The organism is Desulfomicrobium escambiense DSM 10707 (assembly GCF_000428825.1).
GTDB lineage: Bacteria > Desulfobacterota > Desulfovibrionia > Desulfovibrionales > Desulfomicrobiaceae > Desulfomicrobium > Desulfomicrobium escambiense.
Window position 1 is genome coordinate 1 of sequence record NZ_AUAR01000010.1, and the last position, 22,236, is coordinate 22,236.

The following is a 22,236-nucleotide window of genomic DNA, read 5'->3' on the forward strand; positions in this document are numbered from 1 at the left end:
CGGAGTTCGAGCTTGCCGACGCGGGTGATCAGGGTGCGGCCATAATAGCCACTGCGATAGCCCAGACGGCCCTCTGTGCGCTCACCCTTGGATGCTCCAAGGGCTGCGTCCATCTCGGCCTCCAACGTTTGCTGGACAACCGCACGCACGAGTTCCTTCAAAACATCCTGTTCGCCTTCAAGAAGCCCTTTCAGTTCAGACGACGATAGAATAGAATTCTTCCTGACCATGGCAGACTCCTCCCGGAGTTGTGGATTGGTGGTACAACCCACACATGCCATGGTCTTTCTTTTTGCTGAAGATCCCGCACACTACCGGCTTTCTGGCGCACCGCGGTTACATGGACCTGCGGCTGGTCGTCCTGTGCGCGTATCTCGGCAGCATGGCGGGCGATCAGCTGTTTTTCTTTCTCGGCCGCCGGCACGGGCAGCAGTGGCTTGTTCGCCACGAGGGGTGGCGGGCCGGGATCGAGCGCGTCGACCGGCTCATGTCGCGGTACGGATGGGTTGTGCTGCTGGGCTTCCGCTTTGCCTATGGCCTGCGCTCGGTGACCCCGTTCGCCCTGGGCCTGAGCGGGCTGCCGGCCATGAAATTCGCGGTCTTCAATCTTGTCGGGGCCCTGATCTGGGCGGTGGTCGTGGGAGGTGCGGGGTACCTGTTCGGTTCCACGCTGGAACTTTTCATGGACCGGCTGGCCCGCTACGAGCATCTCATGGCCGCCGGAATCCTGGCGGCGGGCGTTGTCATCTGGGCCGGTCGCCGCTGGCTGAACCGGCGGAGAAAGGCCTGAAGCCTGCCGCCGGCTCTCGGTTCCGCCGGCGCCATGATCAGGCCTGACGGCCCTTGGCGATATTCACGATGCGCTGAATCTGCCGGCACAGGCCCATGAGCTGGTTGTATTCGTTCAGCCGCGGGTTGACCCGGTTCAGGATGCGCTTGATGGACAGCATGAAGTAGTCGGGGTTCTCGGGCTTGAGGTAGTCGATGTCGATGAGGGTTTCGCGCAGTTCGGAGAAGAGGATCTCGCGCTCCTCGTGGTTGATGTAGCGGTCCTTGGGTTGGCCCGCGATCTTGAAGGGTTTGGTCAGCGACTTCTTGAAGCACTCGTAGAGCACGACCATGACGGCCTGGCTCAGGTTCAGGGACGTCAGGCTGTCGGTGGTGGGGATGGTCAGGAGGTGGTTGCACAGCTCCGTCTCGTCGTTGGTCAGGCCCTTGTCCTCGGGGCCGAAGACGATGGCCACGGAGCCGCCGGTGTTGCGCTGCTCGATGATCTGCGGCGCGGCCTCCTCGGGCGTCTGGATGGACTTGCGCCAGCCGCCCGTGCGGGCCGTGGTCCCGTAGGAGAAGGAGTAGGGCGCCAGGGCCTCGGCCAGGGTGGCGTGGATGCGCACGTTGTCCAGCAGGTGCCGGGCGTGGTGCGTGGCCAGGGGCAGGGCCTTGTCGATGTTCCAGTTCCACGGGTCCACGAGCACGATCTGGCCGCAGCCCATGTTCTTGCAGGCCCTGGCCACGGACCCGATGTTCTCGGGGTACTTGGGCCGGAAGAGGATGACGTCGATGTTCTCGAGCACGGCCGTCCCCTAGACGTTGAACAGGAAGTGGACCACGTCGCCGTCCTTCAGGACGTACTCCTTGCCTTCCACCCGCAGCACCCCGGCGGCGCGGCATTTGGCCTCGGTGCCGTGCTTGACGTAGTCGTCGAAGGCGATGACCTCGGCCCGGATGAAGCCGCGCTCGAAGTCCGTGTGGATGACACCCGCGCCCTGGGGGGCCTTGGTGCCCTGGCGGATGGTCCAGGCGCGCACTTCCTTGGGGCCGGCCGTGAAGTAGGAGCACAGGCCGAGCATCTCGTAGCCCGTGCGGATGACGAGATCGAGGCCCGACTCGGTCACGCCGTAGGACGCCAGGAACTCCTGGGCCTCCTCGGGCGAGAGGCCAACCAGCTCCTCCTCGATGCGGGCCGAGATCTTCACGGCGCGGGAGCCGCGGGCTTCGGCCAGGGCGCGCACCTGGCGCACGTAGTCGTTGTCCTCGGCCAGCCCTTCCTCGTCCACGTTCATGCCGTAGATGACGGGCTTGAAGGTGATGAGCAGGAGATCCTTGCGCAGTTCCTGGCCCAGGTCGCTCTTCAGCTCTTCGAGTTCGCAGGCCGGCCTGCCCGCGTTCAGATGCGTGATGAGCTTCTGCAGCAGTTCCAGCTGCACGCCCAGCTTCTTGTCGCCCTTGAGCTGCTTGGACAGGCGGTCGGCCTTGCGCTCGGCAGCCTGCAGGTCGGCCAGGATGAGCTCGGTGTCGATGATGTCGATGTCGCGGATGGGGTCGACCGAGCCGCTGACGTGGATGACGTCGTCGTTCTCGAAGCAGCGCACCACGTGCAGGATGGCGTCGCACTCGCGGATGTTGGCCAGGAACTGGTTACCCAGGCCCTCGCCCTGGCTCGCGCCCTTGACCAGCCCGGCGATGTCGATGAAGTCCACCGTGGCCTGGATGACCTTCTGGGAGGCGGCCAGTTCCTGCAGCTTGGCCAGGCGCGGGTCGGGCACCGGGACCACGGCCTTGTTGGGCTCGATGGTGCAGAAGGGGTAGTTGGCGCTCTCGGCGTTCTGTGCCTTGGTCAGCGCGTTGAAGAGGGTGGACTTGCCCACGTTGGGCAGACCCACGATGCCGATGCTCAGTCCCATGATATCTCCTTCATTCCCTTGCCCGTCGGCAGTCATTCAGCGTGGTCCCGGCATGCGCCGGGAGGCGCGTCGCCCTGCGAGGCGGACCCGGATGGCGGCCTGTGTCTGGATGGAGGGAATGGTTTCGTGCGAATTGCCTCTCGCCCGTCCCCGGGCGTGAGGTGGCGAAGCCATAATATGATCGTTCCGACGACGCAAGGCGAGATATGGCGTGGGAAATGGTACGGCACCGTCCCGCCGGCATTCGCGGAGCATCCGTGGCATGGCGCGAAAGTGCAAAGAATGCTGGCCGATTTTGAGGCAAAGTGTGAAAAATCGTTACCACTTCCACGAGATCGCCGCCTTGGACCGCGCGGAAGAGAATTTGAGCTTTCCTCCGAACGGGTATAAGCGGCCCCTATCACAACTTGCGAGGGGGATTTTCATGAACGAATGCCGCATCAACCCGTGCTGCCAGGACCTGAGTTCCTTCAAGGTCATGGATGTGCTGGAGCGGGCCTGCGCCCTGGAGAGCCAGGGACGGGACATCGTGCACCTGCAGATCGGCGAGCCGGACTTCGACACGCCCGAGTGCGTCAAGGACGCCGCCTGCAAGGCCATCCGCGACGGCCGCTGCCAGTACACCCATTCCCTGGGCATCATCGAGCTGCGCGAGGCCGTCTGCGCCCACTACCACGCCAAGTACGGCGTGGACGTCCATCCCGACCAGGTCCTTGTGACCTCGGGCACGTCGCCGTCCATGCTGCTGGTCTTTTCGCTCCTCTGCCGGCCCGGCGAACGGGTCCTGCTGTCGGATCCGAGCTATGCCTGCTACCCCAATTTCATTCGCTTCACCGGCGCCGTGCCGGACTTCGTGCCCGTGCGCGAGGCCGACGGCTTCCAGTTCCGCGTCGATCAGGTCAAGGCCCGCATGGGTGAGGACGTGCGCGGCATCCTGGTCAACTCCCCGTCCAACCCCACGGGAACGCTGGTCAGCCCCGAGGTCTATTGCGGACTGGCCGAGCTTGGCGTGCCGCTTTTCTCCGACGAGATCTACCACGGCCTGGTCTACGAGGGGCAGGAGCACACGGCCCTGGAATTCACGGACAACTGCTTCGTCTTCAACGGCTTCTCCAAGCTCTACGCCATGACCGGCTGGCGCCTGGGCTACGTCATCGCCCCCAAGGCGTACATGAAGCGCCTGCAGACCATGCAGCAGAACTTTTTCCTGTGCACCAGCTCCATCGCCCAGTGGGCCGGTGTGGCCGCCCTGACCCAGGCCGACGCGGACGTGGCGCGCATGAAGGCGGTCTACGACCAGCGGCGGCGGTACATGATCGGGCGGCTGCGGGAGCTGGACTTCGGCATCGAGGTCGAGCCGACCGGCGCGTTCTACGTCTTCGCCAACGCGAAGAAGTTCACGAACGACTCCATGCAGTTCACCTTCGACCTGCTGGAGAAAGCCGGCGTGGGCGTGGCCCCCGGCGTGGACTTCGGTCCCGGAGGCGAGGGCTACATCCGCTTTTCCTACGCCAATTCCATTGAGAACATCGAGGAGGGCATGCGCCGTCTCGAAAAATATCTGGGAGGCTTGAAATGAACATGGTCGAAGTGGCCCTGAACCGGCCCTGCTGTTCCGGCTGCCTGGCCTGCGTGGAACTGGCCCCGGAGATTTTCGCCTACGACGAGGCCGCCCACGTGGCCGTGATCCTCAAGAACCCCTGCGAGGAAGACCTGGCCCGCAAGGCCGCGGCCTACTGTCCGGACGACTGCATCGAGGTCATCGAATAGGGATTGACGTAAACAAGCAATCAAAAGGCGCTCCATTTGGGGCGCTTTCTTGTTTTATGGGCAAGTCGCAACCGCTCCCTCCTTGACTGTCGAACCCTCCTTCTTATCAGGAATTGTTCTTTTTTAAATTACACCGGAGGCAGTCATGACCGCCATTTCCAACGATACCCTGGCCAACATTCTGTTCCGCCTGCACTGGGAAGAGCACGGGGTGCGCCATGAAGACAGTTTTTATGCCCAGAACGTGAACCTGTGGCGCGATGTATTTCCTGCGGGGCTGGAGAAGGAAATTCTCGGCCTGGAGGAAGGGCGGTCCCGGCATGTGGACCTGCGGCCTGGAGTTCATGTGCCGGTGCGGGACATGCGCAAGGTCGTGACCGTGCCGCGAAAGGCCTTCAAGGTCGCCCCGGACCTTCCGCCCATTGTCCCGACTCAGGGCCGCTTCTACCCCCAGGGCGTGCTGCGTGGCCTGCCCGGCATCTATCCGCAGAATATCCAGCCGTTTCGGGTCATCAATATCGGCGAGGACACGCTGACCGTCGATCTGAACCATCCCCTGGCCGATGTGCAGGCGCGGCTCGAAATTACGCCGCTGGCCGTCTGGACCAAGCAGGCGGAGTTCGGCGGGCAGTGCCAGGACTGGATCTGCGCCCTGACCGATGGGCCGGGGCTGAAGCGCAGGGCGGACAGGGGCACGGATTTCGGCCTGGACACGCCGCTGGAAAAGCCGTTGGGAGAGGGCGACGCCGACTTCTACGCCACGCCGCGCAAGGTCGCCCATGTGGACAGCCAGGCCCGCGAGAACATCGGCAAAGTCTATGCGCGCCTTTTGCCCGGCAGGAAGCGTATCCTCGACCTCATGGCAGGCTGGCAGTCCCATCTGCCGGACGGCGTCACGGCCACGGGCCTGGGTATGAACGCCGAGGAGATGGGCGAAAACCCGGCCTTGTCGTCCCTCGTGGTGCACGACCTGAACGCCGACCCGGCACTGCCTTTCGCGGACCGCGCTTTCGACGCCGTGATCTGCAGCCTGTCCGTGGAATACCTGACCCGGCCCCTGGAGGTCTTCCGCGAGATCGCGCGGGTGCTGGAACCCGGAGGGCTGTGCGCCGTGGTCTTCTCCCACCGCTGGTTCCCGGATCAGGCCGTACGGATTTGGACCGAACTGCACGAGTTCGAGCGGGTTGGGCTGGTCACGGGATATTTTCGAGAGAGCGGCCTCTTCAAGGATTTGTCCACATTGTCCGAGCGCGGCTGGCCCCGGCCCATGGACGCACGGGACCGCTACTATCCCATGATCCAGCATTCGGACCCGGTGCACGCGGTCTGGGGCGTCGCGGGCTGACGGCCGCATCCCTGCTGCCCGCAAAAGGTGACGGTCGCTCCTGTGCGGGGCGGCCGTCGTGTCGAGGGTTGGATTATTCCATGTCCGAGAGACGTTTCTGGATGGCGTCCAGTTGGGCCTGCAGTGCCTCGGCCTGGTTTTTCAGAGCCTGTTTCTCCATGGTCGGGTCAAGCCCGGCGCGGGGGGCGAAGCGGCCCTGGTAGCCGGCCCCAAAGAAACGGTTCCTGCAGCCCCGGCCGCCGCCGAAACCCATCCCGCGGCCGTACCCGTAGCCGGCATTGCCCGGCATTGCCGCGCCGGAGCAGTATCCGGCTCCCCTGCCTGTCATGGCGCCCATTCCCATGGGCCCCGTTCCATCACCAGCTGGCATGACGATCCTCCTTCCCGCGGTCGCGCGGGAGCGGTTGTGTGGAAAAAATGTCATCCTTCCTTGGAGTCGGGGCGCATGTGCCTGTTCACGGCCTCGTGCAGCGATGTCACGGCCAGGAAGGCGCAATGGTGGTGGTCCTCCGGAATCTGCCCGGCCCGGGCCAAAACCTCTTCGCCGGTGATGTCGAGGATCTCCTCGGCTGTTTTGCCCATGGCCATCTCGGCGGCTATGGACCCACAGACCACGCTCGGCCCGCAACCGTCCGTCTCGAAGGACGCGGCGCCGACCCGCTCGCCGTCGAACTTGAGGAAGATGGCCATTGAGTCGCCGCAGGGCCCCCGAAGTTCCGCCGCGCCGTCGGCGTTCGCAAGGGCGCCTCGGTTGGGCGGATCGATCCAGCGCTGAAAGGCCTCCTCGCCCCATGCCTCCCTGGTGTCCTCGTTGATGGTCTCCTGCAGGACCGCGACGATGCGGTCGAAATCATCACCCATGTGCGAAGCTCCTCGTGTTCTTATGTGAAAATGTCGGGACGATAGCCCTTGGGCAGGTGCGCCGTGCCCAGCACGCAGGGAATCCCCGCTGCGCGGGCCGCGTCCCCGGCCAACCGGGCAGCGTCCGGGCACAGCCCGTCGCCTTCGACCCAGCCGTCTTTGTCCTTGTGGGCGAACATGCACGTGCAGAAATGGATCTGTGCGGCCCCCTTGCTCTTCAGAATCCTGGCCATGTCCGCCACGCCGTCCCCAGGGCCGCGGCAGGTGAAAACCCCCACCAATTCGTGCCCATCCCCGTCCTGAAAGCCTTCGCGGCCCTGGTCCAGGGCCTTGAGGCACGAGGTCAGGGGGCATCGTGTTTCGTTTTTTTCGCAGCGGATGATGCCGATCTGTTTCATGTTTTCTCCGTGGAAAGATGTGCTGTGCCCGGCCAGTTTCAGATGGCGGCCATGCTTGGAAGGGCTGAAGCAACAGCAATGCCATTGCCGAAATATGGGCGGTTATCTTTCAACTAGCCAACATAAAAGATAAATTATTTCCGGAAGCGCTACGGCATCGGGGTAGGGACGCATTTCCGCAACTCTCGGGACCGGCAGGGTTGCGGCACTGCAGTACTCAACCTGTCCATGCAAAAATAAGGGTCACATTCAAAATTTGATGGGTGACCCCTGAGTTACGTGGTCCCTGATTTACGCGAATGGGCCGTATCGTATGGGCAGATCTGCGTGTCTGCTCATTTTCCATACTGCCACCCGTGCGATTTGTAGTGGCGAAATTTTTTTCGCCCCGTCCTAATAATGGTAACGAAGCTGGGCGATGAGCAGGCCCTCGTCCGTGGCCTTGTAGACAAAGCGGTGTTCGTCGTTGATCCTCCGGGACCAGTACCCTTTGAGAGCGTGTTTGAGGGGCTCGGGCTTGCCGATGCCGGTGAACGGCTGGCGGGAGGCTTCGCGGATGAGTTGATTGATCCGGGCCAGGGTCTTTGTGTCTGTCTTCTGCCAGTAAAGGTAATCCTCCCAGGCGGTTTCGGAGAAGACGAGTTTCATTCCGCCAAAGCTCTTTCCAGGCCCTGGCCGGATTCGAGTTCGGAGATGGCCTTGAGCAAGCGCATCGCGTTCTTTGGGCTGCGCAGGAGATAGGCCGTTTCTTCCAGGGCCGCATAATCCTCCAGGGACATCATGACAACCGACTGGTCGTTGCCCCGGGTGATGATGATCGGTGCGTGGTCCTCGCAGACTTGGCTCATGGTCTGGGCCAGATTGGCGCGGGCATTGGTATAGGTGATGGCGTTCATTGGTTGTCTCCGTATGTACAATATTCTGTACATAATTCGTGCGGAGATGACAAGGGTCGGGGCGAAAGATTTTTCGCCCCGACAACTGTGGGCGTTTTGACTGCGTGACATCCAGCGTAAGTCTGGGGGGGGGCGTGGTCAGAGCGTAGCAGTGCGGGATGCGAGCAGTGCCTTGGCGCAGCCGCTGGCCATGATCGTGGCGCAGCCTGCCAGTTGCAGGACGGAGAGGTTTTCTCCGAAGATGGTCCAGCCGAAGAAGACCACGGCCAGGGGTTCGAAATAGGCCAGGGTGCCGAAGGTGGCGGCGGGCAGGCGGCTCAGGGCCGCGACGGCGAAGGTGATGGCCAGGAAGCCGGGGATCAGGCCCGTGGCCAGGAGCCAGAGGCCGTTCACGGCGGTGATTTCGGGCCGGGAGTGCAGGAAGAAGGGCAGCATGACCAGGGCTCCGGTCAGGAGTTGGTAGAAGGCGCGGGTCATGACCGGAACGTGGGGCCGGATACGGCGGTTCATGAGGATGAAGCCCGCGTAGCAGAGCATGGCCAGGGCTGCGAGGCCCAGGCCCGCCGCATGGTTTGAGCCGTCCGCGAAATCGAGCCGGAATTCCATCATGGCCGCGAAACCGAGCATGGCCAGGCCGATGAGAATCCAGCCCGCGAGATTCAGCCGCTCCTCCATGAAGCAGTGCGCGAAGATCGAGGCCGCCACCGGGGCCAGATAGACGAGCATGATGGCGTTGGCCATGGAGGTCAGGTTCATGGCCTGCACGTAGAAGATGATGAACCCGGCCAGGAGCGCGCCGTTGACGATCACGGGCCAGGTCGGCCAGCGCCTGAGCGTCCCGGCCTGACGGGTGGCCAGGAGAAAAACGGCCAGGAACCCCGCACCGAGCAGGAGGCGGAAAAAGGTGATGGTCTCGGCGGGCAGGCCGGTGATTCTGGAGAAGACGCCGATGGTGCCCATGAACAGGGCCGAGAGGATGGCCAGGGCGATGCCGGTTGTGTCCAAGGGGAAATTTCTCCGTTGCGCAAAAGGAAAGGACCGGAACGCATGCGCGCTCCGGTCCTTTTTCTATTCGAGGATGTTGACCTTGGCCGGTCCCCGTCTGACGGGGCGGTGGTACTGGACGTCGGGTTTGCCGAAGAGCATCGCGTAGCCGATGGCGTGATCGGCCGGGATGCGCAGGGTTTCGCGCAGCTGCGGGCAGATGGCCAGGGCCATCATGAACATGCCGTCCCACAGGGTGCCAAGGCCATGAGAGCTGGCCAGGAGCTCGAAGGTGGTCAGGGCGATGTGCGCGTCCTGCACCGCGCAGGGCACGCCGGGCGGGGTGCTCGTCAGCAGCATGTGCGGCGCGCCCCGGAAGATGGCGTCGCGGCCTTGGGTCCTCCAAGCCTGGACGGCGAAGCCCAGGTACTGTGCGATGAGCCCTTCCGGCAGCTTCCCGGCGTCGGCCAGCGCCCCGAGGCGCTCCAGGGTCTCGCGGCGAAGCTTGTCCATGAAAGCCTTGTCCCGGACCACCGTGAACACGACGCCCTGGGCGTTGACCCCGGTTGGCGCGTGGCAGGTGGTGTTGACGAGTTCGTCGATGAGGGCCGCGGGGACGTTTTCGTCCCTGTAGCGCCGCACGGACCGCCGCCATTTGATCAGGTCGATCATCTGCGCCGGGGACGGCAGGTCTTTCGCCGGTTCGCTCTCTTCGGGCGTCAGGCCTAGGATGGACACGGCCCCCGTCGGGCAGACCGTGTAGCAGTGCAGGCAGCGGTAGCAGCGGCCCTCGTCGGTCATTGCGGGGAAATCGTCCATGGCGATGATGCCGGCGGGACAGTCCGCCGCGCACTCGCCGCACTGGATGCATTTTTCCCGGTCGATGCTGAAATCGATCATCTGAACCTCCCTCATTCGCTCACGGCTTCCAGGGCGGGGAACGTCGCCAGGTGCGGCTTTATGGCCGCACCCAGCCAGGCGATTGTCTGCCCCAGATTCTTCATGTTGCCAAGCCCTTCGGCATCGCCCTCGACCTCGCCCTTGTCGCGGCCGTAGGCCATGTTCCAGTAGACCGAACCGGGGATGAGCATCTGGTTCATGAGGAACATGTGGTTGATGGTGTCGTAGACGTGGGTCGCCCCGCCGCGGCGCACGGCCACCACGGCCGCACCGATCTTGCCCTTGAAGGCGCGGCCGTTGGCCAGGGCCACGAGGCCGGCGCGGTCAAGCAGCGCCTTCATCTCGGCCGAGACGTCGGTGAAATAGGTCGGGGAGCCGAAGATCAGGGCGTCGGCCCGCAGGAGCTTCTCCATGACCGGGTTGAAGACGTCGTTCTTCATGGCGCACTGGCCGTCCTTGTTCTCGAAGCATTTGTAGCAGGCCTGGCAGCCGCGGATCTTCTGCCCGCCGACCTGGACCAGCTCCGTTTCCCAGCCCGCCTGGGCCAGGGGGGCCAGAACCCTGTTCAGAAGAATTTCGGTGTTGCCGCCCTTGCGCGGGCTGCCGTTGACTGCGATCGCGTACATATTTCGTCCTCCATGTTGGGGTTGACTGCGTGTTCCGGACGCAGATAGAGCACATGTCGACGTTTTTGAAAAGTACTGTCTTGAATGTCTGGTACGTACACGGAGTATAGTAATGAGCAAAGACCGGCCTGCGCCCTGCAAAATCAAGGAGATAGGCGGGAAGCGCTACCGCTGCTATTTCGAACTGACCCTGTCCGTCATCGGCGGGAAATGGAAGCCCATCATCCTCTACCATCTCTCCCTGGCCGACGCCGTGCGCTTCGGGGAGCTCCGGCGAGGCATGCCCGACGTGACCGAGCGCATGCTGACGCGCCAGCTGCGCGAACTGGAGGCCGACGGCCTGGTGCACCGCGAGGTCTACCGCGAAGTGCCGCCCCGGGTCGAGTATTCCCTGACGGACATGGGCGCGAGCCTGATCCCGATCCTCAAGCAGATGCAGGCCTGGGGGGTGGCGTACGAGGAGTTTCTTGGCGGGGAGGGGCGTTTCGGGGAGGAGGGGTATGAGCGTCCTCCTCAATCGGATACATCAGTCTGTTCGGCGGTAGGGGGAGATTGATCAGGGGCATGTCAAGATGGGTGCCTGAAGGCCGAGGATGAGTTTTCAGCGGCGCCGGGAGGAGGGGATGAAGGGCCGCACAGGGATGGCCGGCCCGTTAGCGCAGCCGCCTTGGCCTTGATCCGATTCTCATGGTCAAGAAAGAGACCGGATCGTCATTCTCAAACCATGTTGCGGCTCTTGCCGTTCCGAGTATTGCCGGTGGGGTTTGCGACGGGCGCATGCTTTGAATGGCCGAGATGGTCGGTCATTTCGGCGTTAAGGGCTCGCTCGACGAGGGCCTTGGTCAGTTGCTTGAGAAGGCCTTCCTCGTCGATGAGGTCTTCAGGCTTCTTGTAATCCGCCAGGAGGGCGTCGATCAGGTCGACTGGAAGAGGCTTGCGTGCGGTCATGTCGTCTCCTTGTGGGGTCGATTATCGACAACTGACCGTTTACACAAAATATTTTACCCCCCCCCATACGTACCTGAACAAAAAAGCCACCCATTACCAGATGGCTTCATTTCCAATCGTCAAACCGGTCTGACAAAACTCCTCGTCGACGTGAATACCAACCTCCATGCTATACACAATATTTCACTTCATGATACAGTAAGGCAATTTCTTACCTGCATTTGGATATTTTGTACCTATTTCATTTTCACTAAGCACAACGAAGTCAATCAAGTCTATGACTATATCTACTTCTAATTCTGGATATCTTCCCTGCTCTTTTATGTAGCCGTCTTTCTTAATTTTTTCATTTATCATATCAAACACAGAATTATGCGTCGCACTAAGAATCGCAATATTTTTTTCTGTTTCTATATAATAAAATTTTATTACATATTCACTATCAGTCCATGATCTCGTAGAGTGAATATAATTTTTTGTAATTTCAGTAAATTTTTGTAAATACTGATCAGAAATTTTGTTTGTTTTCATATCGTATGACTCCGTTGAGCAAATTGTTATTATCAGTGTTGCTATAATAAAAAACTTCATAATAATTACTCATTAGTTATCACAAAATACTGTATCACCATTCCCATTGATATAGTAGAAATCTCCATCCGATGAAATAACCATATAGAACAAGCACTTATTCTTGGCATATGCGGCGAATTCCATGTCTTGGTTGCTAGGTCTTGCACTTGAAAAAACATGCGTATGAAAATTCCCGATGGCGTTAGCTGGTTTTGGATCGGGGATGACCATCATTGCTTCCCCCTTTTTGAAGGCACTCACCGTGTATTCCCCTGGGGTGTCTTCCAGAATCCAGCCTGAGAATTCCACGCCGTTTTCCCGGGTCAGTTCCATGGCACGGGCAAGGCCCTTCTGAACCGCCTCGCTCCCCTTGACGGCCATGACCGTTCTGCAGATTTCCTCCTCTGACGTTACTATCGCTGGAACCGGCTTCTGCAAACCGGGAAGAATCTCTCCCACAGATCCCATGTGCTGGCTCATTCCTTCCCCTTGCAGGCTGTTCGTCACCTCACGCTCATTGCTGTGCGGCAGCAGCGGCCTCGCTCCCGACCCCACGCCCGGACTCCCGCCTGAGTTGATTTTGACCTTGGCGCCACCCACGTACACCCCCGACGGGTCTATCTTGATGAAGCCCGACCCGGCCTTGATGGTCAGTTCCGAACCGGCCTCGACGACGATCTTGCGGCCCGCCGCCACGTGGGTCTCCCGGCCTGTGGCCGCGAGCCATTTGTCGCCGATCCGGCAATGCCTGCTGCCACGGACCGTCAGGTGGTCGTCCGACAGGAGTTCGACCTTGCGGTCCAGGCGAACCGTCTGCTGGTCTTCGCCTTTCACCAGGGAGTAGGAGAAATTGTCGATGGTGCGGTGCTGGTCGTGTAGGATGTGTTCTTTCCAGTCGTTCTTCACGTAGACGTTCACGTCCTTCTCGGCGTGGACGTAGATCTCCTCCTGTCCCTTCCTGTCTTCCACGCGCAGTTCGTTGAATCCGCGCGGCTCTCCTTGGGTCCCCGGCGTGGACATGGATTTGAAGATCGTGCGCGTCTTGTGTTCGGGGAGAGGGTACGGGACAGGGTTGAAGGAGTTGAAGACCCGGTCCGTGATGATGGGCCGGTCCGGGTCGCCATCCAGGAAGGTCACGACGACTTCGTGACCGATGCGTGGGATGGCCATGGTCCCGAACTGTCCTCCCGCCCAGCCCTGGGCCGCGCGGATCCAGCAACTGGTCTTTTCGTCGCGGCCTCCCTGCCGGTCCCAGTGGAACTGCACCTTCACCCGCCCGTACTGGTCCGGGTAGATCTCTTCGCCGTCCGGCCCGGTCACGATGGCCGTGTGCAGGCCGGGGATGAGGTTTCGCGGGTGGCGCGACGCGGGGATGAAGCGGGTCGTGTTGGGGATGGCCTGGACGTTGGCTGCATACGTCATGCCCCGGTCCGGTGCCTCGTGCTCCAGGACCTGCGGCTGTTCGCCCCTGTGCTCCACGCGCACGACCCACCATCGGCGGTTGAGGTCCCGCCGGTGGTGGTCGTAGAGTTCGAACACGTATCCCGGCGTCATGCGGGAGGCGTCGGTGTCGGCGCGCACGAGCTCGCCCATGCACAGATTGCGCTGCAGTTCCAGATCCACGTAGCGCTGCCCGTCCTTCTGCATTTGGTACAGGTGCGGATAGCGGTACCGCTCCAGGGTCATGCCGGGCGGGACGGGCGCCTTGGCGGGATCGGTCTCGGCCAGGCCGACCTGCAGGTCCAGGCGCGTCTTCGCGAAGTTCCACTCGCGGAAGGTGAAGGCGTCGCTGCCGATGGCTCGGCCCGGTTCCATGCTGCGGACCGTGGCCGTGTCCGCCTCGGTGCCCGCGCCGGGATGGAAGCGCAGCAGGCTTTCGCCGTGAATGCGGGGCCCGTCCTGCATGTCCGAGAAGCAGAGCACGTGGCGGTCCTCGTGGTGCTCGAAATAGAAGTAGATGCCCTCCTCCTCGCACAGGCGCGAGATGAAGTGCAGGGCCGTCTCGCCGTACTGCACGCAGTACTCGCGGGGTGCGTAGTCGAAGAAGCATTTGAATGCGTAGCTGTCGCCGGTGAAGTTCTGCTCCTTGAGGATTTGCTCGATGATCCGGGGCACGCTCAGGTTCTGGAAGATGCGGTGGTCCCTGGTCAGGCCCAGGAACCACAGGCGGGGCACGATGGTGGCGCGGTAGTGGGTGCGGACGTTGGCGGTGTGCAGTTGCTCGAAGAAGCGGACGACGCCGTGCACGAGCCTGACCCCGCCGCTTGTGTCCGCAATGCGCAGGCACGCGGGCCTGGCCAGGACCTTGGCGAAGTCGATGTTGATGGACTCGTGGACCAGTTCGATGACGAACTCGTAGGGTTCGTGCACCTCTTCATGGCCGGAGAAGGCGTAGACCTTGAAACCCGTCTCCCCGGAAGAATCGAAGGTGAACCACGGACTGTCTGCTGTCGGATGCCGCATGAAACCTCCCCGCGCCGTGTCCCGGCACGCGTTTTCCGCTCATCGTGCCAGTATCGCGAAAGCATAACCATTCGGGAATGTGTGTACTTTTTGTGCGATTAGTCTGGTGAGAAGAGACCTGGCGGAGGCGGAGTCAGTGCGGGATAGACGGAGAAAAGCCGGCATGTGCGCAACGGCGGGTTGCCTGACGGCGATCACCCCGCCCTTGAGTTGAGTGCTGAAATATGAGGGCCTGCAATTCGATTTTTTGTTAGCAATGGCAGATGATCGGGCGGTCCTCGTACTCACAGGTCAGGGCGCCAATGATTTCCAGCCATCCCCTGACGCAGACGGAAGACGCCGGATGATCGGCTGGACCAAGCGCGGAACTCAGCTCGTCATGAGCCAGGTCACCGCCGCCCCGGCCGGGATGAGCATGAGGCCGGGCACGAGGATGCGGGGCAGGAGCTTGCCCGGATCCTGGTGGAAGTACTTGCAGGTCATGAGGTAGCAGATGTGCATGGGCGAGGCCATGATCCCGGCCAGGCCCGAATAGAAGCCCAGGCTCAGGACGGCCGGGATGAGGTGCGCCTGCCCCGTGGACTGGGCCAGGCCGAAGAGCAGGGGGAAGGTCGCGCCGACGAAGGCGATGGTGATGCCGGACACGAAGCCGACCAGGAAGGGCAGGGTCGCGGCCATGATGAAGACGGCGTTCCCGCCGCCGATGGCCTCGGCCAGGGCGTCGACCACATGCCCCTGGTGCAGGATCTCCTTGAAGATGAAGATGGCACCGACCACGGCCAGGAGGGACATGGTGTTGTCCTTGCCCGCTTCCCGCAGCACTTCGGACCACCGCGCCCTAGCCATGACCAGGCTCACGGCGCAGGCCAGGATCAGGGCGGCGATGACGCCGTACTCCATGGCTCGTCCCGGCCAGAGCGTGGCGCACAGCCACTCTCCGGCGATGGAGCCCAGGATGGCCGTGAAGAGCGGGATGCCGCCGCTCCAGCCGGAGTCGACCTCGCCGTCAGCGGAAGGCGCCTGCAGCCGGGGAGCGTGCCTCAGGGCCGGCCGCAGGATGAAGATCCAGCCGAGGAAGGCGGTCACGACGGGCCCCGGCCACATCAGGGCCACGAGCCCCGTGACCGGGATGCCGGCCAGGGACGATGCCAGGATGAGGCCTGGGTACAGGGGCCAGGCCAGTTCCCAGAGGTGGCGGAACCAGTAGTTGATGAGGGTCTGGTCCCGCGGGGTCACGTCGAGTTCCTCGGCCGCCTTCTGGACCATGGGCGCAGAGAAGATGGCCCCGCCGGGCATGGGCAAAAGTCCGATGAGGGCCGGAAAGAAGACGAGCAGGAGCGAGCGCGAGCGCACCCGTCCGCGGATGGCCCGCATGAACCGCGCCGACTGGCCCGAGGCCGAATAGAGGGCGCTGAAGGCCAGGATGACGGCGATGATGGCGCAGAGGATGAAGGCCTCCTCGGTCAGCAGCGCCCCGGGCACGGCCCGGGCCCAGTCCAGGGGCGAGAGGCCGAAGAGGAGCGCCAGCACGAGGCTGCCGGCCAGAATGGACAGGCCGAGGCCCAGTTTCAGCCGGATGCCCGCGAGCATCACGGCGAAGACGGCGGCGACGGACAGGACGGCCGTCATGACCGGTCAGCGCAGCATTTCTTGAATTTCTTGCCGCTGCCGCAGGGGCACGGGTCGTTGCGGCCGACCTTGGGGCTTTCGTTGCGCACGGTCTCGGTCTCGTGCTCGCCGTCGAGGTAGTACCAGCGTCCCTCGCGGCGCACGAAACTGCTGCGTTCGGTCAGGCGCTGGGTGCCGCCCTTGTGCCGAAACGTCGCCCGGAAGCGGACCATCCCTTCATCCCCGTCCTCGGAGGCCTCCAGGATTTCGAGGTTCAGCCAGTCCGTGTCCCGGTTCCAGCGCCGGATGTCTTCCTCGTGGAATTCCTCCTGGTGCTCCTCGACCATGGACTCCCGCAGATGGGCCATCTCGTTGCGGGTGAAGGCCGTGAAGCGCGAGCGCATCAGGGCTTCGGGGGTGGGGGCGACGGTTTCGCCGGCGATGACGGGGCCGCAGCAGTTTTCGTAGGCCAGGCCGGAGCGGCAGGGGCAGTCCATGTTACGCATCCTCGTGGCTGCAGCCTTCGTGAGTGCACAAGATGGGCTGGTCGGCGATCGCGCCGCGTGCCCAGTCCCCGAGCACGTCGCGGACATCGCCCACGCAGCCTCTGACGACCGTGATGCCGTGTTCGGCCATCTTGCTGATGGCGCCCTGGCCGATGTTGCCAACGAGCATGATGGTCACGCCCTTACCCTGCATGGTCACGCCCACGGTGGACTTGCAGCCGCAGCCCGAAGGCGGGAGGAAGGTTTCCTCCTCGACGATGCCCTTGTCGTTGTCGAGGGTGAATATGGTGAAGGTCCGGGCATGGCCGAAGTGCTCGTCGACGCGTTTTCCGGCGGTGGGAATGGCGATTTTCATGGCAAAACTCCTTGTTTTTCGGATCAGGTTGCCCGTATGATCGTTTCACACCGACGTCAATGTGCGACAGGGCGGAGAAAAGCTCCGCAGGAGGCTGGAAATGAGCGAAGGAAAGCCGAAACATTATCGGAAATTGCAGGAGATGTACCCGGATCTGATCGGCGCCGCCGAAACCCTGGGCAGGACGGCCCAGGAGGCGGGGCCGCTGGGCGAGAAGGAGATGCAGCTGGTCCAGCTCGGGGCGTCCGTGGCCCTGCGGTCCGAGGGCGCCGTGCGTAGCCATGCTCGCCGGGCCTTGCAGGCCGGGGCGACGGCCGCGGAGGTGCGGCACGCGGTCATCATCTTGACCAGCACCATCGGATTCCCTACCGTCGCGGCGGCCCTGGACTGGCTGGAAAAGGTCCTCGAATAGCCCTTTTTCGAACCTGATGTTATGGAGAGCGGCCTCATGGGGCCGCTTTCGCTTGGAGTGCACCATGCAGAAAATGGAATTCATCGCCACGGACAAGGCTCCGGCCGCCGTGGGTCCCTACTCCCAGGCCGTGCGCACCGCGGGATTCGTCTACGTCAGCGGCCAACTGGGCCTCGTGCCCGCCACGGGCGCCTTCGCCGGCCCGGATTTCGAGGCCCAGGCCCGTCAGTCCCTGGCAAACGTGGGCGCCATCCTGGCCGCTGCCGGGTGCGGCGTGACCGACGTCGTCAGCGTGGACGTGTTCGTCACGGACCTGTCCAACTTCAAACTCTTCAACGCCATCTACGACGAATTCATGGCCGGACACAGGCCGGCCCGCGCCGCCGTGCAGGTCTCGGCCCTGCCCCTTGGCGGAGTGGTCGAAGTGAAGTGCGTGGCCGTGGCCCGGCCCTAAGGAACATTCATGGTCAACAAGCGAACCCGCCGTTTCGGCGTTTTCCCCTCGGCCAACGAGGACGCCCAGGCCGCCCAGCGGCACAAGGGCACGCCCCAGTGCACCTCCGACTCCTACCGTCTGGCCTTCCAGGATCAGGAGTTTCTGCTGCGTCAGGAACTGCGGCCCGTGCGCCTGCAGCTGGAACTGCTCAAGCCCGAACTGACCCTGCAGGAGCACCAGATCGAGTCGACCATCGTCGTCTTCGGCAGCGCCCGCATTCTCGACCCCGAGCAGGCCAGCATCCGGCTGGAGAAGGTCATGGACGGGCTGAAGAAGAACCCCGACGACCTCGTGCTGCAGCAGGAACTCGTCCGGGCCCGCACGGCCATGACCAACAGCCGGTACTACTCCGAGGCCCGCAAGCTCGGACGGCTCATCGCCGAGAGCATGGACAGGCACGGGCACGTGGTCGTGACCGGCGGGGGCGGCGGCATCATGGGTGCGGCCAACCAGGGCGCCCACGACGTGGACGCCATCAGCATCGGCATGAACATCGTCCTGCCCTTCGAGCAGGAGCCCAACCCCTACATCACCCCGGAGCTGAGCTTCCAGTTCCACTACTTCGCCATCCGCAAGATGCACCTCTTGATGCGGGCCAAGGCCATGGTGGCCTTCCCTGGCGGCTTCGGGACCATGGACGAGCTCTTCGAGACCCTGACCCTCATCCAGACGCGCAAGGTCAAGCCCATCCCGGTCCTGCTCTTCGGCCGGCGATTCTGGCAGAAGGTCATCAATTTCGAGGCGCTGGTGGAGGAGGGCACCATCAACGAGGAGGATCTGAAGATCTTCCGCTACGTCAGCACGGCCGAGGAGGCCTGGGAGATCATCTCGGCCAGCAACGGGCCGACCACGGACGGCAAGTACTAGCTCAGTTCCCCACCGCCCCGCGCACGTCGGAGATGATCCGTCCCGAGAGCGTGCGCATGACCCGGCTCATGGCTTCGACCACCGAGCCGGGATTTTTTTTGGCGCTGGGCTCGGACCCGCGGTAGGTGCGCTGGAACAGGACCATGTCGGGCGCGGAGGCGGCCCGCAGGTCCAGCAGGGTGACGGTCAGTTCGGCCGTGGCCAGCCAGCGGTCCTGGCCGTCCACCTCCAGCCATTCTTCGACCATGCCCTCGATGCGGTGGGTTGCCGGCAGGGCCGAACCCGGCCCGGTCACGGCCAGGAACAGGCCGCTGGCCTGCAGGTCGCGGCGCAGGTAGTCGGCGGCCAGGATCTGGGGCGCACTGCGCCACTGGTGGTAATGGTATTCCTGCCGGCCGAAGGACAGGTCGCGGTAGATGATCTTGGCCGTGTTGTACTCCGGGGCCACGCCGAAGCGGCTCACGCTGACGACGGCCTGCGTCCGTTCCCCGGACACCGCCGGGGGGTCGTACTCCAGGGTGTAGTAGCGGGTGTCGGGCGCTGCGGTGCGGGCCGCGCCGCAGCCCGTCAGGGCCAGGACGAGGATGGCGAGGGCGATCAGGCGGATGTGCATGGTATTCTACTCCTCGGTTGCCCGGGGGGCTTTGGGTTCTCCGAACAGGAGCTGAGCGGGCTGGTCCTTCACGCTCGTGATGAGGGAGTTCAGGTTACCCGAGGTCTGTTCCAGGTTCTCGGCTGTGGCGGACAGTCTGTCTTCGAGGTCGCGGATGGTGGCCTGCATCTGCAGCATGGTCGCCTGGCTCTGGGTCATGAAGGCGTCGGTTTTGAGGGCCGCACCGGCCAGGGCGCCCATGGTCGTGTCGACGTGCGGCCGGTTGGCGTCGAGCATGGCCTGGAACTGCGCCAGCACGGCGTCCATGCGCGTCAGCTCCTCGGCGGCCTTGTCCATGAGCCTGCGCGAGGCCTCGATGCTGCCGTCCACGTTCCTGGCCATGGACTGCAGGCGCTGCGGGCTGGCGGCGGCGTTGATACTGGCCAGGAGCGTGCGGATGTCCGCGGAAATGTCGCCGATGCGGGCCTGGGCCACGGCGTTGTCCAGGGAGCTGAAGGCGTTTTTGGCCTGGTCGGAGATCCCCCTGAAGTCGATGGCCTTGATCTGGGCGGCGATGTCGTTGATCTCCCGGAACAGCTTGCGGATGTCCGAGGGCTTGGAGGCGATGACCGGGTGTTCCGGAGTGAAGTCGAGGGCCGGCGTCGGGCCGTCCAGGGGCGTGCGCTTGTCGATCTCCACGAACATGGCGCCGGTGATGCCGACGTTGGAGATGGCCGCGACGCTGCCCGCGAAGCGCTTCTCGTCACCCGCGTGATCGTCGTCCACCTGGATGACGACCTCGATGAGGTGGTAGTCCGGCGCGATGCGGATGGCCTGGACGCGGCCCACGGGCACGCCGCGGTACTTGACCGGCGAGTCGACGTTCAGCCCCTGCACGGACTCGTCGAAGTAGGTCACGTAGAGTTCGCCCTTGCGCAGGAAGGAGGTCATGCCCAGCCAGATGATGGCCAGGGTGGCCAGGCCGAGCCCGGCGGTCATGAACAGGCCTACGGAAAAATTGACGCGAGCGGAAGCCATTATCCCTCCATCCCGGGCTGGCGGTTGAAGAATTGGCGCACGAAGGGGTGCGCGCTTTTTTCCTTGAGTTCGTGCGGGTCGCCTTCAGCGATGATGGATTTCGACGCCGCGTCGAGCATGACCACCCGCGAGGCGATGGTCAGGATGGAGGACAGCTCGTGGGTCACGACCACGAAGGTCGTGCCCAGGGTCCGGTTGAGGCGCAGAATGAGCGCGTCGAGTCCGGCCGAACTGATGGGGTCCAGGCCGGCCGAGGGCTCGTCCAGGAAGAGGATCTCTGGGTTCAGGGCCAGGGCGCGGGCGATGGCGGCCCGCTTCCTCATGCCGCCCGAGAGTTCCTCGGGCAGATGATGCTCGAAGCCCTCCAGCCCGACCTGGCGCAGCTTGAGGCGGACCAGGTCGTCCACGGCCCGTCCCCGAAGGCCCGAGTACTCGGTGATGGGCAGGGCCACGTTCTCGCCCAGGGTCATGGAGGAAAAGAGCGCCCCTCCCTGGTACATGACGCCGATGCGGGCCAGAATGCGTCTGTAGGATGCGTCGTCTGGGTTCATGTTCATGCCGGCGATGCTGATGCCTCCGGCCATGGGCCTGTACAGTCCGACCATGTGCTTGAGCAGGGTCGACTTGCCGCAGCCGCTGCCGCCGAGGATGACGAAGACTTCGCCGGCGTGGATGTCGAAATTCAGGTCGCGCATGACGACATGGTCCCCGAAGCCCATGGTCAGACCTCGTACGGTGATGACGGGCGCGCTCATGGCCGCCAGTACCTCAGGATGACGGCCAGAATGGAGTCCGTCAGGACGACCAGGAAGATGCTTGTGACCACGGCCGAGGTCGTGGCCTGGCCGACGCTGGCCGCCCCGCCACGCACGCGGTAGCCCTTGAAGCAGCCCACCGTGGAGATGAGCACTGCGAAGATGACGCTTTTGAACAGCCCCCAGTTGATGTCGAAGATGGACAGGGTGCTCATGGTCTGGGTCATGTAGGCGTTCAGGGTCAGGTTCAGGGTCCCCACGCCGATGACGAGGCCGCCGGCGATGGCGAAGAGGTTGGAAAAAACCGTCAGCAGCGGCACGACCAGGACCGAGGCGATGACCTTGGGGGCCACGAGGAACATGGCCGGCTTGAAGCCCATGGTGATCAGGGCGTCGACTTCCTCGGATACCTTCATGGTCCCGATTTCGGCGGCAAAGGCCGAGCCCGAACGCCCGGCCACGATGATGGCCGTCATGATGGGGCCCAGCTCCCGGACCATGGCCAGGGCCACCAGGGACGCTACGTAGATGTTGGCCCCGAACTGCTGCAGCTGCACCGCGGACATGAAGGCCATGATCAGCCCCAGCAGAAAGCTGATCAGGCCGACGATGGGCAGGGCGTCCACCCCGACGCGCTGCATGTAGGAGATCGTGTCACCGAGGCGCAGCCGTCCGGGGTGGATCAGGAGGGAGGCCAGGGCCGTGGTCGTCTCGCCGACGAAGGCGACGTGGCTGGCGGTCTGGTCGACGACATACATGGTCTTTTCGCCGAAGCGTGTCAGCAGGTCCGGCCTGACGCGGCGGACGGGGCCGGGCTCGGGCGGGGAGTCCAGGCGCAGGAAATTCAGGAGTTCACGGACGTGGTCCGGGGTGCGCTCCATTTCGAGCTTCCCGCCTGACGCATCGGCCAGGCGCCTGAGCTCCATGATGACCAGGGCGCCGCAGTCGTCCATGCGCGTCACCCCGCCCAGATCGACGCGTATGCGCTGCGGCAGGGGACGGGGGGCGTTCGCGAGCCGGTCCAGGATTGTCGGGACGGACTGCAGGTTCAGCGCGCCCCGCAACGTCAGGGACAGGGCGTCGGACCCGATGGAAATGTCGAGGTCGGCTGTGTTCTTCATGGTGCGGTCGAATTGTTCGATATTCGGAACTCATAGCC

The 22,236-nt window shown here is 63.3% G+C and carries 28 protein-coding genes and 1 pseudogene; 8 read left to right on the plus strand and 21 right to left on the minus strand.

Annotation, left to right across the window (positions count from 1 at the left end; all coding sequences use genetic code 11):
• The coding region (locus G394_RS0110245) for a transposase (RefSeq protein ID WP_028577568.1) at positions 1 to 230 on the minus strand (230 nt) is incomplete at its 3' end.
• A gap of 44 nt (positions 231 to 274) precedes the next feature.
• Here G394_RS0110245 and G394_RS0110250 point away from each other — a divergent pair.
• Positions 275 to 790 carry a DedA family protein gene (locus G394_RS0110250; RefSeq protein WP_051307105.1) on the plus strand — a complete coding sequence of 172 codons (516 nt, stop codon included), beginning with the start codon at positions 275 to 277 and terminating at the stop codon, positions 788 to 790.
• A gap of 37 nt (positions 791 to 827) precedes the next feature.
• Here the strand turns inward: G394_RS0110250 and G394_RS0110255 are convergent, their stop codons facing one another.
• Both G394_RS0110255 and ychF read right to left on the minus strand, forming a co-directional pair.
• Entirely contained in the window at positions 828 to 1,574 is a 747-nt protein-coding gene (locus G394_RS0110255; protein WP_028577570.1) for an RNA methyltransferase, read from the minus strand.
• Between the two features lie 9 nt (positions 1,575 to 1,583).
• Positions 1,584 to 2,684: a redox-regulated ATPase YchF gene (gene ychF / locus G394_RS0110260; RefSeq protein WP_028577571.1), complete on the minus strand. Its 1,101-nt coding sequence runs from the start codon at positions 2,682 to 2,684 to the stop codon at positions 1,584 to 1,586.
• 424 nt (positions 2,685 to 3,108) lie between these two features.
• On the opposite strand from ychF, the gene G394_RS0110265 reads away from it, so the two are divergent.
• The 3 genes from G394_RS0110265 (at position 3,109) to G394_RS0110275 (ending at position 5,799) form a co-directional block, all read left to right on the plus strand.
• On the plus strand, positions 3,109 to 4,263 hold the full coding sequence (locus G394_RS0110265; RefSeq protein ID WP_028577572.1) for a pyridoxal phosphate-dependent aminotransferase: 1,155 nt from the start codon (positions 3,109 to 3,111) through the stop codon (positions 4,261 to 4,263).
• Entirely contained in the window at positions 4,260 to 4,454 is a 195-nt protein-coding gene (locus G394_RS0110270) for a ferredoxin (protein WP_028577573.1), read from the plus strand. The genes G394_RS0110265 and G394_RS0110270 overlap by 4 nt, the downstream gene beginning before the upstream one ends.
• Positions 4,455 to 4,599: 145 nt before the next feature.
• Positions 4,600 to 5,799 carry a methyltransferase domain-containing protein gene (locus tag G394_RS0110275; RefSeq protein WP_028577574.1) on the plus strand — a complete coding sequence of 400 codons (1,200 nt, stop codon included), beginning with the start codon at positions 4,600 to 4,602 and terminating at the stop codon, positions 5,797 to 5,799.
• A 73-nt stretch (positions 5,800 to 5,872) separates the two neighbouring features.
• Here G394_RS0110275 and G394_RS0110280 read toward each other — a convergent pair whose 3' ends face one another.
• The 8 genes from G394_RS0110280 to G394_RS0110315 all read right to left on the minus strand — a co-directional run bounded on the left by G394_RS0110280 (position 5,873) and on the right by G394_RS0110315 (position 10,464).
• Positions 5,873 to 6,169 carry a DUF5320 domain-containing protein gene (locus tag G394_RS0110280; protein WP_028577575.1) on the minus strand — a complete coding sequence of 99 codons (297 nt, stop codon included), beginning with the start codon at positions 6,167 to 6,169 and terminating at the stop codon, positions 5,873 to 5,875.
• A gap of 50 nt (positions 6,170 to 6,219) precedes the next feature.
• Positions 6,220 to 6,660: an iron-sulfur cluster assembly scaffold protein gene (locus G394_RS0110285; RefSeq protein WP_028577576.1), complete on the minus strand. Its 441-nt coding sequence runs from the start codon at positions 6,658 to 6,660 to the stop codon at positions 6,220 to 6,222.
• Between the two features lie 20 nt (positions 6,661 to 6,680).
• Positions 6,681 to 7,058 carry a CGGC domain-containing protein gene (locus tag G394_RS0110290; protein ID WP_028577577.1) on the minus strand — a complete coding sequence of 126 codons (378 nt, stop codon included), beginning with the start codon at positions 7,056 to 7,058 and terminating at the stop codon, positions 6,681 to 6,683.
• Between the two features lie 393 nt (positions 7,059 to 7,451).
• On the minus strand, positions 7,452 to 7,706 hold the full coding sequence (locus tag G394_RS0110295; RefSeq protein ID WP_028577578.1) for a Txe/YoeB family addiction module toxin: 255 nt from the start codon (positions 7,704 to 7,706) through the stop codon (positions 7,452 to 7,454).
• Positions 7,703 to 7,954 carry a type II toxin-antitoxin system prevent-host-death family antitoxin gene (locus G394_RS0110300; protein WP_028577579.1) on the minus strand — a complete coding sequence of 84 codons (252 nt, stop codon included), beginning with the start codon at positions 7,952 to 7,954 and terminating at the stop codon, positions 7,703 to 7,705. Before G394_RS0110300 ends, G394_RS0110295 begins: the two co-directional genes overlap by 4 nt.
• 138 nt (positions 7,955 to 8,092) lie before the next feature.
• Positions 8,093 to 8,959 carry a DMT family transporter gene (locus G394_RS0110305; protein ID WP_028577580.1) on the minus strand — a complete coding sequence of 289 codons (867 nt, stop codon included), beginning with the start codon at positions 8,957 to 8,959 and terminating at the stop codon, positions 8,093 to 8,095.
• A 63-nt stretch (positions 8,960 to 9,022) separates the two neighbouring features.
• Positions 9,023 to 9,838: a nitroreductase family protein gene (locus G394_RS0110310; RefSeq protein WP_028577581.1), complete on the minus strand. Its 816-nt coding sequence runs from the start codon at positions 9,836 to 9,838 to the stop codon at positions 9,023 to 9,025.
• Positions 9,839 to 9,849: 11 nt separating this feature from the next.
• A complete protein-coding gene (locus G394_RS0110315) occupies positions 9,850 to 10,464 on the minus strand; it encodes a flavodoxin family protein (RefSeq protein ID WP_028577582.1) in 615 nt (204 codons plus the stop codon).
• A 112-nt stretch (positions 10,465 to 10,576) separates the two neighbouring features.
• Between G394_RS0110315 and G394_RS0110320 the strand changes: the two genes are divergently transcribed.
• Positions 10,577 to 11,020: a winged helix-turn-helix transcriptional regulator gene (locus G394_RS0110320; RefSeq protein ID WP_028577583.1), complete on the plus strand. Its 444-nt coding sequence runs from the start codon at positions 10,577 to 10,579 to the stop codon at positions 11,018 to 11,020.
• Between the two features lie 173 nt (positions 11,021 to 11,193).
• On the opposite strand, the pseudogene G394_RS0110325 reads toward G394_RS0110320, so the two are convergent.
• From G394_RS0110325 to G394_RS0110345, 6 genes and pseudogenes are all read right to left on the minus strand, one after another.
• Positions 11,194 to 11,412 (minus strand): annotated as a pseudogene (locus G394_RS0110325) (transposase); the annotation flags it as partial.
• A 183-nt stretch (positions 11,413 to 11,595) separates the two neighbouring features.
• Positions 11,596 to 11,943 (minus strand): hypothetical protein, encoded by a 348-nt coding sequence (locus tag G394_RS21195; RefSeq protein WP_156902568.1) that lies wholly within the window; start codon positions 11,941 to 11,943, stop codon positions 11,596 to 11,598.
• A gap of 72 nt (positions 11,944 to 12,015) precedes the next feature.
• Positions 12,016 to 14,448: a type VI secretion system Vgr family protein gene (locus G394_RS18785; RefSeq protein ID WP_051307106.1), complete on the minus strand. Its 2,433-nt coding sequence runs from the start codon at positions 14,446 to 14,448 to the stop codon at positions 12,016 to 12,018.
• A gap of 369 nt (positions 14,449 to 14,817) precedes the next feature.
• A complete protein-coding gene (locus G394_RS0110335; protein ID WP_028577585.1) occupies positions 14,818 to 16,077 on the minus strand; it encodes a DUF401 family protein in 1,260 nt (419 codons plus the stop codon).
• On the minus strand, positions 16,074 to 16,649 hold the full coding sequence (locus G394_RS0110340) for a YchJ family protein (protein ID WP_342663418.1): 576 nt from the start codon (positions 16,647 to 16,649) through the stop codon (positions 16,074 to 16,076). Before G394_RS0110340 ends, G394_RS0110335 begins: the two co-directional genes overlap by 4 nt.
• Positions 16,555 to 16,917: a NifB/NifX family molybdenum-iron cluster-binding protein gene (locus G394_RS0110345; protein WP_028577587.1), complete on the minus strand. Its 363-nt coding sequence runs from the start codon at positions 16,915 to 16,917 to the stop codon at positions 16,555 to 16,557. Before G394_RS0110345 ends, G394_RS0110340 begins: the two co-directional genes overlap by 95 nt.
• A 100-nt stretch (positions 16,918 to 17,017) precedes the next feature.
• Here G394_RS0110345 and G394_RS0110350 point away from each other — a divergent pair, with 100 nt between their 5' ends.
• From G394_RS0110350 to G394_RS0110360, 3 genes are all read left to right on the plus strand, one after another.
• A complete protein-coding gene (locus G394_RS0110350; protein WP_028577588.1) occupies positions 17,018 to 17,329 on the plus strand; it encodes a carboxymuconolactone decarboxylase family protein in 312 nt (103 codons plus the stop codon).
• A 64-nt stretch (positions 17,330 to 17,393) separates the two neighbouring features.
• On the plus strand, positions 17,394 to 17,783 hold the full coding sequence (locus G394_RS0110355; protein WP_028577589.1) for a Rid family detoxifying hydrolase: 390 nt from the start codon (positions 17,394 to 17,396) through the stop codon (positions 17,781 to 17,783).
• Between the two features lie 9 nt (positions 17,784 to 17,792).
• Complete coding sequence (locus tag G394_RS0110360) at positions 17,793 to 18,692, plus strand: LOG family protein (protein WP_028577590.1); 900 nt, start codon at positions 17,793 to 17,795, stop codon at positions 18,690 to 18,692.
• A 1-nt stretch (position 18,693) separates the two neighbouring features.
• On the opposite strand, the gene G394_RS0110365 is transcribed toward G394_RS0110360, so the two are convergent.
• Genes G394_RS0110365 through G394_RS0110380 form a run of 4 tightly spaced genes read right to left on the minus strand, consistent with a single transcriptional unit; the run spans position 18,694 to position 22,198 of the window.
• Entirely contained in the window at positions 18,694 to 19,305 is a 612-nt protein-coding gene (locus G394_RS0110365; RefSeq protein ID WP_028577591.1) for an ABC-type transport auxiliary lipoprotein family protein, read from the minus strand.
• Between the two features lie 6 nt (positions 19,306 to 19,311).
• Entirely contained in the window at positions 19,312 to 20,322 is a 1,011-nt protein-coding gene (locus G394_RS0110370; protein WP_028577592.1) for an MlaD family protein, read from the minus strand.
• Complete coding sequence (locus tag G394_RS0110375) at positions 20,322 to 21,077, minus strand: ABC transporter ATP-binding protein (protein ID WP_043775501.1); 756 nt, start codon at positions 21,075 to 21,077, stop codon at positions 20,322 to 20,324. Before G394_RS0110375 ends, G394_RS0110370 begins: the two co-directional genes overlap by 1 nt.
• Complete coding sequence (locus G394_RS0110380; RefSeq protein ID WP_028577594.1) at positions 21,074 to 22,198, minus strand: ABC transporter permease; 1,125 nt, start codon at positions 22,196 to 22,198, stop codon at positions 21,074 to 21,076. Before G394_RS0110380 ends, G394_RS0110375 begins: the two co-directional genes overlap by 4 nt.
• Positions 22,199 to 22,236 lie beyond the last annotated feature (38 nt).